Genomic DNA, 13,877 nt, shown 5'->3' on the forward strand with positions numbered 1-13,877 from the left:
GGGTGGGGGCGGGTGACGTTCACCGTGGGGACCATCGTGCGGTGGCGCAGCATCAGCGCGGCCTTGATCAGCCCTGTGACGCCCGCCGCCGCGTTCAGGTGGCCGACGTTGGACTTGACCGAGCCGATCGCGCAGCCCTGCGCGCCGTCGAAGGCCGCGGCGGCGGCCGCCACCTCGATGCGGTCGCCGAGGTCCGTGCCGGTGCCGTGCGCCTCCAGGAACTGCGCGTCCGCGGGTTCCAGCCCGGCCGCCGCCCACGCCTCGACGATGGCGGCCGTCTGCCCGTCCACGCCGGGCGCGGTGAACCCCACCCGCCCCGCGCCGTCGTTGCTGAGCGCCGTGCCGCGGACGACCGCGTGGATCGGGTCGCCGTCGGCCAGGGCGTCCTCCAGGCGCTTGAGCACCACCAGCCCGACGCCGTTGCCGCCGACGGTGCCCGCCGCCTTCTCGTCGAAGGGCCGGCACCGCCCGTCGGGGGAGAAGATGCCGCCGGGCTCGTACAGGTATCCCCGCTTGTACGGCGTGTCGATCGACACGCCGCCGGCCAGCGCCAGGTCGCACTCGCTGAGCAGCAGCGCCTGGACCGCCAGGTGCACGGTGGCCAGCGACGTCGAACAGGCCGTCTGCACGGTCACGCTGGGCCCGGTCAGGTTCAGCCGGTACGACACCCACCCGGCCATGAACTCCCTGTCGGTGAACATCCGCACCTGCATGGGCCCGAGCCTGGCCCGCAGCCCGGCATCGAGCTGCGCGGCCAGCGCGTGGTCGCTGGGCTCGCCGCCCACGTACACGCCGGTCCTGTCGGGCGCCGCGCGGGGGTCGTACCCGGCGTCCTCCAGCGCCGACCACGCGGTCTCCAGCAGTAGCCGCGCCTGCGGATCCAGCGCCCGCGCCTCCGCCGCGCCGAACCCGAACAGCTCGTGCTCGAACCGGCCGGCGTCCGCCAGGTACCCCTTGGACGGCACGTATCCGGGGTGGCGCAGCTCGTCGGCGGGTACGCCGTCGGCCAGCAGCTCCTCCTCGTCGAAGTCGGCGATCGAGCAGACGCCGTCGCGCAGGTTGGCCCAGAACCCGGCCACGTCGCGGGCTCCGGGGAAGCGGCCGCTCATCCCCACGATGGCCACGGCCGGTGCGTCGGTCATTCGTTACCGCCTTTCTGTGCGTTCCTGCGCGCGGCGAGCCGTTCACGCCTGCTCCGGCCGCGCCGCCTGGCCTCGCCGGCGTCCGCCGGGGGTTGGGTGCCCGCGGGGCGATCGAGCCGGTCGGCGAGGGCGGCGACCGTCGCATGCCGGAAGAGGTCCACCAGCCTGAGCCCGCCGTCCCTGCCGCGCTCGCGCAGCGCCGCCAGGACGGCCAGCAGCCTGATCGAGTTGCCGCCAAGGTCGAAGAAGTTGTCGTGCGCGCCGACCTGCGCCCCCGTTGGGGGGAGGCCGAGCGCGTCGGCCCACACCTCCGCCACCAGCCGCTCGGTGTCCGTGGCGGGGGCGACGTACGGGCGGCCCAGGTCGGGACGGGTCGGCGGCGGCTCGGGCAGCAGCGACCTGTCCACCTTGCCCGACCTGTTGACGGGCAGCTCCGGCAGGAACACGACCGAGTCGGGCACCATGTATCCCGGCAGCCGGTCGCCGAGCCACGCCCGCAGCTCCGCGGCGGGTGGCGGCTCCCCGCCGGCCACCACGTACACCGCCAGCCGGTCACCGCGCACGGACGCCGCCGCCACCGACACGCCGGGGTGCGCCGCGAGCACGGTCTCGATCTCGCCCAGCTCCACGCGGAAGCCGCGCAGCTTGACCTGCGTGTCCACCCGGCCCAGGTAGGACAGCACCCCGTCGGCGTCGTACCTGCCGAGGTCGCCCGTACGGTACATGCGGCCGCCCGGCGGCGCGTACGGGTCGGCCACGAACCGTTCGGCGGTCAGCCCCGGCCGGTTGGCGTAGCCCCTGGCCATCCCCGACCCCGCCAGGTAGATCTCCCCGGTCACGCCCACGGGCACGGGACGCAGCCGCTCGTCCAGCACGTACGCCCGCCCGTTGGCGACCGGCCGCCCGATCACCACGGGCCGCCCCGGCGACAGGTCGGCCGTGGTGGCGTAGACGGTGGTCTCGCTCGGCCCGTACGCGTCCACGATCCGCCGCCGCGGTGTGGCCCAGCGCTCGACCAGCTCGGCCGGGCACGCCTCGCCGCCGACGGCCAGCGTGCGCAGGTCCGGCAGGAGACTCTCGCGGGCGTCCGGCGGGCAGGGCAGCGACATGGCGGCCGACGGCGGCAGGAAGGCGTAGGTGATGCGGGAGTCGCGCAGGCGGGCGTACAGGTCCTCGCCGAGCCGCTCGCACTCGGCGGCGATGTGCAGCTCCGCCCCCGCGACGAGGGAGAAGACCACGTCGGACACGGCCACGTCGAACCCGAACGACACGTACTGCAGCACCCGGTCGTCGCCGGTCACGGGGAACTGGTGGCGTACGGCGGTGGCCAGGTTCAGCAGGGCCCGGTGCTCCACGGCGACGCCCTTGGGGGTGCCGGTGGAGCCGGAGGTGTAGAGGACGTAGGCCGTGTCGGCGGGCCGGGGCCGCGCCGTGAGCACGGGTCCGACCGGGGGGAGGGGCTCCTCGCCGCTCGGGGTGGCGACGGGCACGCCGAGGTCCACGGGCCCGTCCGCGATGAGCAGCCGCACCCCCGCGTCGGCGATCATGAACTTCAGGCGGGCGGCCGGATGCCCGGGGTCGAGGGGTACGTACGCGCCGCCCGCGCGCAGCACGGCGAGCGCCGCCACCACCATGTCCGCGCCTCTGGGCAGGCAGAGCCCCACGAGGATCTCCGGCCCGACGCCCGCCGCGCGCAGCCGCTCCGCCAGCCGGTCGGCGCGCTCCAGCACCTCGCGGTACGTGAGCGTGGTGGAGCCGCAGACGAGCGCGGTGGCGTCCGGGCGCTCCGCGGCCCGCTCGGCCACCAGGTCGGGCACCAGGCGGGTCGCGGTGGGGGCGGCCGTGCGGTTCCAGCCGTCGACGATGAGGCGCTGGTCGGCGGGGGGAAGGAGGCCGGCGGCGCTCACGGGGCGGCCGGGCTCGGTGAGCAGGCCGTCGAGCAGCGTCCCGAAGGCGCGCGCCCAGTGGCGCACGGTCTCCCGGTCGAACAGGTCCGCCCGGTGGACGAGGTGGGCGGCCAGCTCGTCGCCCTGGCGTTCGACGTTCATGAGCAGGTCGAACTTGGCGTCGTCCAGCAGCAGCTCGACGCGCTCCGCGGTGGCGCCGGGCAGGTCGAGAGCGAACGAGGTGTCGTCGTCGTAGGCCAGCATCACCTGGACGAGCGGGTCGTGGCTCAGCTCCCTGCCGGGGGCCAGGGCCTGCACCACGGCTTCGAACGGGGCCTCGTGGTGCGGCCGGGCCGCGAGGAGACGGTCACGCACCTGGCCGAGCAGGTCCGAGAACGCCGGGTCGCCCGACAGGTCGGCGCGGACGGCGATCGTGTTGACCAGCAGGCCGATCATGTCCTGCACGTCCGGGTGGTCGCGGCCGGCCACCGGGACGGCGATGACGAGGTCCCGCTGGCCGCTGATCCTCGCGAGGAACGCGGCGAACGCCGCGAACATCACCATGTACGGCGTCGCGTTCCGCCCGGCGGCCACCTCGGCCATGCGCTCACGCGTGCCGGGGGCCAGCGGGACGCGTACGACGCCGCCGGCCGCCGACTGCACGGCGGGGCGTGGCCGGTCGGCGGGCAGGGCGAGCGTCGTGGGAGCGTCCTTGAGGGTGTCCGCCCAGAACGCGACGGACTCGTCCATGGTGTGCAGCCGCTCCCGCTGCCAGACGGCGTAGTCGGGGTACTGCGGCACAAGCGGCCCGGGGTCCGCCGGGGACCCGCCGGTGGAGGCGAGCCGCCGGTAGGCGCCGGAGACCTGCTCCAGCAGCAGCCGCAGCGACCAGCCGTCGCACACCAGGTGGTGGACGGTCAGCAGCACGAGGTGGTGCTCGTCGGCGATGACGTGGACCACGCAGCGCAGCAGCGGTCCGGCCTCCACGTCGAACGGCGCCGCCGCCTCGGCCTTCAGCCGCGCGTGCGCCCGCGCCGCGGGCACGTCCCGCTCGACGCGCAGCGCGACCCGCACCTCCTCCGCGACGACCTGCACGTAGCCGCCGTCATGCGGCTGGAACACCGTGCGCAGCGACTCGTGCGCGGCGACCACCGCCTCCAGGGCCGCGCGGAACGCCTGGACGTCGAAGCGCCCGCGCACGTCGAAGGCCACGGGCACGTTGTACTGGGCGGTGCCCGGGTTGAGCTGGTCGAGCACCAGCATTCTGGCCTGCGCCGGTGACACGGGGAACTCGTACTTCTCCATCACGACTCCCGGAGGATCGGCTCGACGACTCTGGCGATCTCGGCGGCGGGGCCGGGTCTCAGCAGGTCGCTGTGCCCGCACCCGAGGTCGTGCACCCGCACGTGGCGGGAGGAGCGGCTCCAGCGCTCGGCCTTGACCGCCGAGTCAAGGCCGCCGGGCTGGGCGGTGGCCGAGAACAGCAGCACCGTCCCGTCGTACGGCGGCGGCCGGTAGGTGACGGCCAGCCGCAGGTGCCCGGCCACCGTGCCGGCCACGGCGGCCAGGTGCCGGTCGGTCAGCCCCGACAGCGGGCCCTCGCTGCCGCGCACGGCGGCGAACACCCGCTCCGGCTCCAGCCGTCCGGGCTGTGCGTAGGGGTGCAGCGTGCGGGTGCGCAGCAGGATGGTCAGCGCCTCCTGCTCGACGGCGTCGGGGTCGGGGTTCTCGCCGGGCCGCCAGGGGACCGCGTCCAGCGAGGCGACCAGCCCCACCCGCCGGCCGCTCTCTCTCAGGCGGGAGGCCATCTCGTACGCGAGCAGCCCGCCGAAGGAGTGACCCAGCAGCAGGTACGGCCCCTCGGGCTGGACCTTGAGCAGCCGCGCCAGGTAGTCGTCGGCCAGCTCCCGCATGGTGCGGGGCAGCCGCCAGTCCGGGTCGTCGAGCACCGGCGACTGCAGCGCGTGCACCGGCCGGTCGTGGGGGAGGTGGGGGAGCAGCGCGGTGTACGACCAGCCGATGCCCCGGCCGGGGTGCACGCAGAACAGCGGCGCCCCCTCGCCGCCGTCCCGGAGCGTCAGCAGCGGCGACAGATCCAGCTCGGCCGGCGCCTGATCGAGCCGGACGGCCAGCTCGGCGGGCGTGGGGGCGTCGAACAGGGCGGCGATGGAGGTGCGGACGCCGATCGCCGACTCGATCGCGGCGGTGAGCCGCATGGCCAGCAGCGAGTCCCCGCCCGAGGCGAAGAAGTCGGTGTCCGCGCGTGCCTCCGGCAGGCCGAGCACCTCGGCGAACAGGCAGCGCAGCTCCTTCTCGCGCGCGGAGCCCGGCTCGGACGGGCTGTGCGGGCCGGTGTCCCCGCGGGTCCCGGGCGGCCCGGGGGCGGGCAGGGCGGCGCGGTCGACCTTGCCGTGGGGGGTGAGCGGCAGGCGGTCGAGCGGCACGTACTGCGAGGGGAGCAGATACCTGGGCAGCCGGGCGGCGGCGTACGCGCGGGTCCGCTCCAGCGTCCCTCCGGGCACCACGTACGCGATCAGCCGCCGGCCGCCCCCTGGCGCGTCGGCGGCTATGACGACCGCGCGGGACACGCCGGGCGAACTCTCCAGGACGGACTCCACCTCGCCCGGCTCGATGCGGTGACCGCGGATCTTCAGCTGGCCGTCCGCCCGGCCGGCGAACTCCAGCTCCCCGCCGAACGTCCACCGCGCCAGGTCGCCGGTCCGGTACATCCGCTCGCCCGGCGCGAACGGGTCGGCCACGAACCGCTCCGCCGTCAGCCCCGGCCGGCCGAGGTAGCCGCGGGCCAGACCCGTCCCCGCGATGTACAGCTCGCCGACGACGCCGGCCGGGGCCGGGCGCAGGCGCGCGTCCAGGACGTGCACGCGGGTGTTGTCCAGCGGCCGGCCGATCGGCACCGGTCCGCTCCCGGGCTCGGCTGCCACGGGATGGGCGGTGGCGAACGTCGTCGTCTCCGTGGGCCCGTACCCGTTGACGACCCGTACGCCGTGCCGGGCCGCCCGGCGGACCGCGTCGGGCGGCAGCACGTCGCCCCCCGCCCACACCTCGCCCGCCGCGGCCAGCGCGCCGGGCTCCAGGTCGGCCACGGTGCGGAACAGCTCGGCCGTCAGCCACACCGCGTCCAGCCGGCCGCGCCGGATGGTCTCCGGCCGCAGCGGGCCCGGCGGGGCGATGACCACGGTGCCGCCGTTCAGCAGCGGCGCCCACACCTCGTACGTGGCCGCGTCGAACGTGTGCGGGCTGTGCAGCAGCACCCGCCGGTGCCCGGCGAAGCGCCGGTCGGCGGCCAGCTCCGCGATGTTCGCGTGGGTGACGACGACGCCCTTGGGGGCGCCGGTGGAGCCGGAGGTGTACATGACGTAGGCGGCCGACCCGGGGTGCACGGGCCTCGGCGTGAATCCGTCCCCGGCCGCGGCCGGCGGGCTCGTCAGGACGATCCGGGCGCCGCTGTCGGCGATGAGCCGGTCGAGGCGGGCCCGCGGCTGCCCGGGATCGAGCGGGACGTAGCAGCCGCCCGCCTTCAGCACCGCCAGCTGCGCGACCACCAGGTCGGGCGAGCGCTCCATGAGCAGCGCGACCGGCGTCTCCGGTGCCACGTCGAGCCCGGCCGCGACCTGGCCGGAGCGGGAGTCCAGCTCGGCGTAGGTGAGGGTGTGCCCGCCGTGCTCGACGGCCACGGCGTCCGGGGTGCGGGCCGCCTGCGCCGCGAACCGCTCGGGCACCGATCCGTCCGCCCGCTCGCGCGCGGCGCCGTTCCCGCTCACCAGCAGCCGCCGCTTCTCCGGCTCGGGGAGCACGTCACCGTGCTCCGAGCCCCCGGCGAGCAGCTCGAACGCCCTGGTCAGGCGGGCCGCGACGGCCTCCGTCTCGGCGCGGCCGACCAGGTCGGCGCGGTGGCCGAGCCGCAGCCACCACCGCTCGCCGGCGACGACCGTGACCGTGAGCGGGTAGTGGGTGGCGTCGCGCACTTCAGTCAGGCGCACACCGGAGGAGGCCAGGCCGTCGCGGGGGTAGTTCTCGAAGGCCAGCAGCGTGTCGAACAACTCGCCGGCGCCGCGCCGCACGTCGGCCAGACGTACGTGGTGGAAGGCCGAGAGCCTGGCCTGCTCGTCCTGCAGGCGCTGCAGCAGGCCGGGCTCGCCCGTCCTGACCCGGACCGGCAGCGTGTTGATGAACAGCCCCACCATCGACTCGACGCCCGCCAGCTCCGCCGGGCGGCCCGACACCACCGTGCCGAACACCACGTCGGAGCGCCCGGTCAGTCGCGCCAGCACCAGCCCCCACGCCGCCTGCGCCAGCGTGTTGACGGTCACGCCCGACCGGCGCGCCCGCCGGCGCAGCGCCTGGCTCAGCTCCGCCGTCAGCTCGGCCTCCACCGTGCCCTGCCGCATGCTCGCCGCGCCGGCGTTCGCGGACCTGCCGGGCCGGAGCAGGGTCGGCCCCGGCAGGTCCGCGAGCGCGGCCCGCCACTCGCGGGCCGCCCGCTCGCCGTTCTGGCCGCGCAGCCAGGCCAGGTGGTCCCGGTACGGCGGCGCGGGCGGCAGCGGGTCCCCGCCCGCGTAGAGAGCGGCCAGCTCGCGCGCCAGGATCGGCATCGACCAGCCGTCCACGAGGAGGTGGTGCATGGTCAGCACCAGCTCCCGCCGCCGCACCAGCGTGGCCCGGACCAGCGGCGGCCTGGTCACGTCGAACGGGCGCAGCCGGTCGGCCTCCAGGATGCGTTCCAGCTCGGCGTCCGAGGGCGGGTCCACCTCGGTCCACGGCAGGCGCACCCGCCGCGGTACGAGCTGCACGGGGCGGTCCAGGCCCTTGTGGCGGAAGCAGACGCGCAGGTTCTGGTGCCGGTCGAGCAGGGCCTCGACGGCCGCCCGCAGCCGGGCCGGGTCCACGGGCCCGTCGACGGCGAACCTGGCCTGGATGACGTACACGTCGTCGCCGCCGTACAGGGCGTGGAAGAGCAGGCCCTCCTGCGCGGGGGAGAGCGGCAGCACGTCGGCCAGCGCGCGGCTCACCAGTCGCCGTCCAGGTCGGCCTCAAGAGCCTCGATCTGGCTCTGCGTCAGCTCGACCAGCGGGAAGTCCGAGCTGGTCGCGCCGCCCTCGCCCGCCTTGCCGGCCAGCTCGGCGAGCGCGCGTGACCATTGCCCGGCCAGCTCCCCGGCGCGTTCCTCGCTGACCGCCTCGGCGGCGTAGGACCAGCTCGCCACCAGCCGGGCGCCGTCCCCGCCCTGCTGGGCGACGGCGTCCAGCTCCACCGCGTACGCCATCGGCGCGTCCGGCATGCCCGACAGCTCGCCGTCGAACCTGCCCAGGTAGTTGAAGCGCAGGTCGGCGGCGGGCAGCGCGGCGAGCCTCGGCGCGGTGTCCCGGTTGAGGTGGCGCAGCAGGCCGTGGCCGAGCCCTCCCGACGGGACGGCGCGCAGCCGTTCCTTGACGCGTTTGAGCGCGGCGGCGGGCTCGCCCGAGGCGTCCAGCCGCACCGGGTGCTGGACGGTGAACCAGCCGACGGTGGCCGAGACGTCGACGTCGCCGTTGAGGTCGCCGTTGAGGTCGCCGCTGAGGTCGCCGTCGGGGTCGCCGGTGAAGGCGCCGGTGAAGGCGTCCCTGCCGTGCCGCTCGACGTCGACGAGCACGTCCGTGCCGCCGCGCCAGCGTGCCACGGCGATGGCCAGCGCGGTCAGCAGGACCTCGTCGGGCCCGCAGCCGAACGCGGCGGGCAGGTGGGTGAGCACCTGCTCGGTGAGGCCGGCGGGCAGCCGGGTGGTCAGGGTCGTGCGCGGGCCGCCGCGGCCTTTCCACCCCGGGGCCAGCAGCGTGGCGCCGTCCGCCGCCGTCTCCTCCCAGAAGGGCAGCTCCGCCACCCGCTCGGGACGCCGCGCCTCGGTGGCCAGCAGGCGGGCCCAGCGGGCGAACGAGGTGCCCTGCGCCGGCCCGCCGGAGCCGGGGGAGCGCAGCAGCGCCTCCAGCTCCGGGCCGAGCAGGCGCCATGAGACGCCGTCCACGGCGAAGTGGTGCGCGGTGACGACCAGCCGGTCCGGCGCGGGCCAGGCCGCGGCCAGCATCCGGCCGCTCACGGGGTCGAGCGGCGGGGCCACGTCCGGCCGGGAGTCCGCGCCCGGACCCGACCGGCTCGGGGCCGCCCGGCTGAACGGAACCTCCGGCGCGTCCTCCGGAGGCAGGACCTCCAGCTCCCAGCCGCCGTCCGCGTGGCGCAGCAGGCGCGTGCGCAACGCCGCGTGCCTGACCGTCAGCGTGCGCAGCGCCGCTCGGATGCGCTCCTCGTCCGCCCCGGCGGGCACGGGCACGGCCAGCGACTGCGTGAACGTGCCGAGCGGGCCCCCGTGCTCGCGCCACCAGTGCATGATCGGCGTGATCGGGAACCGGCCCGCGGGGGAGTCGGTCACGGTGCGCGCGCTGACCCGGGCGACGGCCGCCAGCGCGACGGCCGCCAGCGCGGCAGGGGTCCGCGCGACGAACACCTCGCGCGGCGTCAGACCCAGGCCCTCAGCCCTGGCCCGGCTGACGAGCTGGATCGCCGTGATGCTGTCGCCGCCCAGCCGGAAGAAGTCGTCCTCCGCCCCCGCCTCGGGCACGCCCAGCAGCTCGGCGAACAGCGCGCAGAGCGTGGCCTCGCGGTCCGTGGCCGGTTCGCGCGACGCCCGGGAGGAACCGGGCGCCGGCGGGTCGGGCAGCGCGGCCCGGTCCAGCTTGCCCTGCGGCGTGACCGGCAGCGCGTCCAGCACCACCAGGTCGCCCGGCACCATGGACGCGGGCAGCGACGCCCGGGCGTGGGCCAGGACGTCCGCGGTGTCGCACGAGCCGGCCTCGCGGGGCACGAGGTAGCCGACGAGCCGGCCGCCGCGCGGCGCGACCGCCGCCCCGGCGACGGACCCGTGCCCGGCCAGCACCGCCTCGATCTCCGCCGGCTCGATCCGGTGGCCGCGCACCTTCACCTGGTCGTCCGCCCGGCCCAGGAACTGCAACTGGCCGTCGGCCCGCACGTGCGCCAGGTCCCCGGTGCGGTACATGCGTTCGCCGGGCGGGCCGTACGGGTCGGCGACGAACCGCTCGGCGGTCAGCCCGGGCCGGCCGAGGTAGCCCCTGGCCACGCCGGGGCCGGCGACGTACAACTCGCCGGGCACCCCCACAGGCAGCGGGCGCAGGCGGGCGTCCAGGACGTACAGGCGGTGGCCCGCGAGGGGACGGCCGATCGGCGGGAGCCCGCCGCCGGGGGTGAGCGGGTCGCTGACGCTGGCGGCGACCGTGGTCTCCGTCGGCCCGTACGCGTTCCAGAACCGTACGCCCGGCCACGCCGACACCAGCTCGGCCGGGCACACGTCGGCGCCGGACGCCAGCCCGCGCAGGCCGGGGTAGTCGCCGGGCGGCACGGTCGCCAGCACCGCCGGCGGGATCAGCCCGAACGTGACCCGCCGCTGCCGCAGCACCTCGGCCAGGTCCGCGCCGGCCAGCGGCCCGGGGGGCGGGACGACGAGCGTGCCGCCCGAGCCGAACGCCATGCACAGCTCGGCCACCGAGATGTCGAAGGACGGCGCTCCCAGCTGCAACACGCGGCTGCCGGCGTCGAGCCCGAACGCCGTCACGAGGGCGTGGGTCAGGCTCGCGACGCCCGCGTGGCCCACCACCACGCCCTTGGGGCGGCCGGTGGAGCCGGAGGTGTACATCACCCAGGCGGCGTCGTGCGGCCGGATCGCGGGCAGCGCCCCGCCCGGCGCGGACGCCCCGGGCGGCAGGCGCTCGATCGTCAGGTCCGGCAGCACGCCGGGCTCGGCGACCAGCAGCCTCGCGTCCGCGTCCGCGACCAGGTACGCGAGCCGTTCGAACGGATGGTCCAGGTCGAGCGGCAGGTACGCGGCGCCCGCCCGCTGCACCGCCAGGATCGCCACCACCAGGTCCACGGAACGCCCGAGCGCCAGCGCCACCACCCGCCCGGGCCCCGCGCCGCGCTCGCGCAGCGCGCCCGCCAGGCCGTCGGCCCGCTCCAGCAGCTCCCGGTAGGTGAGCTGTTGGGAGTCCGACTCGACGGCGGCCGCGTCCGGCGTGCGCGCCGCCTGCCCGGCCACCAGCTCGGGCAGGCTCGTGAACGGCGGCTCCGCGCCCCCGTCCAGGAGTCCGCCGGCGAACCCGCCCGTGGCCCCGCCCGTGCCCTCGCTTCTGGTCCCGGTCGTGGTCCCGGTCGTGGTGCCGGTCGTGGTGCCGGTCGGGCGCGCGGGCCACGGCGGCCGGCCGGGAGGCGCCAGGTCCGCCGCGCCCACCGGCGCGTCCGGCTCGGCCACCAGCGAGCCGAGCAGCGTCGTGAACGCCTCCGCCCAGGCCCTGACGACCTCGGGCTCGTACAGGTCGGTACGGATCTCCAGGCTCGCCTCGAACCCGTCGTCGGCGTCGCGCACGATCCCGATGAGGTCGTGCTCACCGCCGGTGTGCACCCGTTCGGGGTCGGCGATCTCCCGGAGCCTGGCCACGCTCTCCTGGCGCGGCAGGTGCATGAACACCCACTGGAACAGCGGCGAGCGCCCGGCCACCCGCTCGGGGTCGACCGCCTGCACGATCCTGCCGACGGGCACGTCGGCGTGCGCGAGCACCTCGGGGAAGCCGGCGGTGAACTCCGACAGCAGCCGCGCGAACGTGGTGTCCTCGCCGAAGCGCCAGCGGATCGGCACGGAGTTCATGACGTAGCCGATGACGCGGTCCAGGCCCTTGGCGGACCTGTTGGCCACGGGGGTGCCCGTGATCAGGTCGCGCTCGCCGGTCAGCCGGTGCGCGAACACGGCGAACGCCGTCATCAGCACCCCGTACACGGTGGCTCCGCGCTCCCTCGCCAGCGCCCGTACGGCGGTCTCGGTGTCCCGGCCGATGCGGAAGACGATCTGCTCGACGCCGAACTCACCGCCGAACTCACCGCCGGGGACGGCCGAGCCGACGGTGAGCGGCCGCGGCGGGTCCGCCAGGTAGCGTCGCCACCAGGCGAGCTGGGCGTCGAACACCCCCGCCGCCTCCAGCTCGCGCTGCCGGCCGGCGAAGTCGGCGTACTGGATGGCGGGGCGGCTCAGGCGCGGCCCGGGCCGGTCCCGGGCGCGGTCGCGCACCGCGCGGTAGGCCTCGGTCAGCTCGCCGTGCAGCACGTCGAACGACCACCAGTCGGTCGCGATGTGGTGCAGCGCCAGCACCAGCGTGGAGCGCGTGCCGTCCACGGTGATGAACTGGCCCCTGATCAGCCGCCCGCCGTCGAGATCGAACGTGCGGCGGCTGAACGTGTGCAGCGCCTCCCGCAGGCCGACGCCCGTGCCGCGCAGGTCCAGCCGCTCCAGCCTGAACGGCTCCGCCGGCGGGAACTCCACCCGCAGGTCGCCCACCTCACCCCTGATCCGCATGCGCAGGACGTCGTGGTGGTCCTGCACGATGGTCAGCGCCGACTCCAGGTCGGCGGGGTCCACGGGCGTGTCGAAGTGGTACGAGCAGCACAGGTTGAGCGCCGCCGTGTCCGGATAAAGCGACTCGAACACCCACAGATCCTCCTGCGCCGGGCTGAGCCGCACCGGCACGGAGGGGTCGCGCGGGGGCACGACGTCGGGGATTGCCTCCAGCCTGCCCGCCGCGACGAGCCGCCGCAGCAGCTCCACCCGGCGCTCCCCGTCGAGCGCGGCGAACCGCTCCGCGCTGCTGCCCCGTGACGCGGATCTCGTGTGTCCCCCTGCCGATATCACATGTCCTCCCGCAGCGCGGCGAGCCGTTCGAGCCCGGCCAGCACCTCGTCCACGCCGAGCCCGAAGTCGACGAAGCAGGCCACCTCGTCGCAGCCCATGTCGGCCAGATCCGCCAGGCTCTTGCGGCACGTCTCCGCCGAGCCGAGCAGGCTGCCCCAGGTCAGATAGCGCTGGAAGGCGAACTCGGCGAGCGTGCCGAGCTGCTCGTCACTCAGCGCGGCCGCGCGGCCGGCGCCGCCCTTGTTCGCCGCGGTCTGCGCCACGTACGACCTGAGATAGTCCTTCAGAGGCCCGCCCGCCCGCTCCGTGGCGTGCTCGTCCGTCTCGCCCACGTAGGTGTGCGCCATGAGCGTGACGGTGCCCCTGGGCGGCGAGCCGGGCTGCTCGGGGGCGCCGTCGTAGGCGTCGCGGTAGGCGCCGATCTTGCCGGCCAGCTCCTCACGGGTCTGGCCGATGGTGGCGGCGAGGATGTTCGTCCGCATCCGCCCGGCCGCCACCCACGTCGCGGGGCTGCCCGAGGTCGTGGTCCACAGCGGCAGATGATCGGAGTACGGGCGCGGCTGCGAGGTGACCGTCACCGGCTCGCCCGCGCCGTCGGTGAACTCCACGGCCTCGCCCGCCCACAAGCGCCGCAGCAGGGCGAGGTCGCGGAAGGCCCGTTCCCTGCGGTCCTCGTACGCGCCGGGGGCGAGCACGAAGTCCTTCGAGTGCCAGCCGGTCGCCACCGAGACGCCGGCCCGGCCGCGCGACAGGTTGTCCACGACGGCCCAGTCCTCGGCGACGCGCAGCGGGTGGTGCAGCGGGAGGACGAGGCTGCCCGCGCGCACGTGGATGCGCTCCGTGGCCACGGCCAGGGCGGCGCTGAGCAGGGCCGGGCTGGGGAAGACCTGCCCGACCTGCTGGAAGTGCCGCTCGGGGGTCCAGACGGCGGTGAAGCCGAGCCGGTCGGCGGCTTTCGTGATGGTCAGGATGTCGTCATATTTCGCGGCATGGCCGACGGTGCTCGCGTCGTCCGCGCCGAAGAACATCACGCTGAGGTCCATGATGGCGCTCCTCCTCAGGGGCGGGTGCGCGGGATCCTGGGCAGGCGGGGGATGCCCGGCCCGGGCG

The 13,877-nt window shown here is 75.9% G+C and carries 5 protein-coding genes; all 5 read right to left on the reverse strand.

Translation table 11 applies throughout. The features are described from left to right. The coding region (locus GUY59_RS42285) for a beta-ketoacyl [acyl carrier protein] synthase domain-containing protein (protein ID WP_161714996.1) at positions 1-1,142 on the reverse strand (1,142 nt) is incomplete at its 3' end. Continuing rightward, a complete protein-coding gene (locus GUY59_RS42290) occupies positions 1,139-4,333 on the reverse strand; it encodes a non-ribosomal peptide synthetase (RefSeq protein ID WP_138208608.1) in 3,195 nt (1,064 codons plus the stop codon). The genes GUY59_RS42285 and GUY59_RS42290, both read right to left, overlap by 4 nt. Continuing rightward, positions 4,333-8,058 carry an AMP-binding protein gene (locus GUY59_RS42295; RefSeq protein WP_161714997.1) on the reverse strand — a complete coding sequence of 1,242 codons (3,726 nt, stop codon included), beginning with the start codon at positions 8,056-8,058 and terminating at the stop codon, positions 4,333-4,335. Before GUY59_RS42295 ends, GUY59_RS42290 begins: the two co-directional genes overlap by 1 nt. Next, positions 8,055-12,767, reverse strand: coding sequence for a non-ribosomal peptide synthetase (locus tag GUY59_RS42300; protein ID WP_161714998.1), 4,713 nt, complete (start codon positions 12,765-12,767; stop codon positions 8,055-8,057). The genes GUY59_RS42295 and GUY59_RS42300 overlap by 4 nt, the downstream gene beginning before the upstream one ends. Then, complete coding sequence (locus GUY59_RS42305; RefSeq protein WP_161714999.1) at positions 12,764-13,810, reverse strand: MupA/Atu3671 family FMN-dependent luciferase-like monooxygenase; 1,047 nt, start codon at positions 13,808-13,810, stop codon at positions 12,764-12,766. Before GUY59_RS42305 ends, GUY59_RS42300 begins: the two co-directional genes overlap by 4 nt. Positions 13,811-13,877 lie beyond the last annotated feature (67 nt).

Origin of the sequence: Nonomuraea sp. K271 (genome assembly GCF_009908215.1) — a bacterium.
GTDB lineage: Bacteria > Actinomycetota > Actinomycetes > Streptosporangiales > Streptosporangiaceae > Nonomuraea > Nonomuraea longispora.

Excerpts from the sequence above, each read along its gene's own strand:
- GUY59_RS42305 (WP_161714999.1), bottom strand. The coding sequence starts at position 13,810 with ATGGACCTCAGCGTGATGTTCTTCGGCGCGGACGACGCGAGCACCGTC.
- GUY59_RS42290 (WP_138208608.1), bottom strand. The coding sequence starts at position 4,333 with ATGGAGAAGTACGAGTTCCCCGTGTCACCGGCGCAGGCCAGAATGCTG.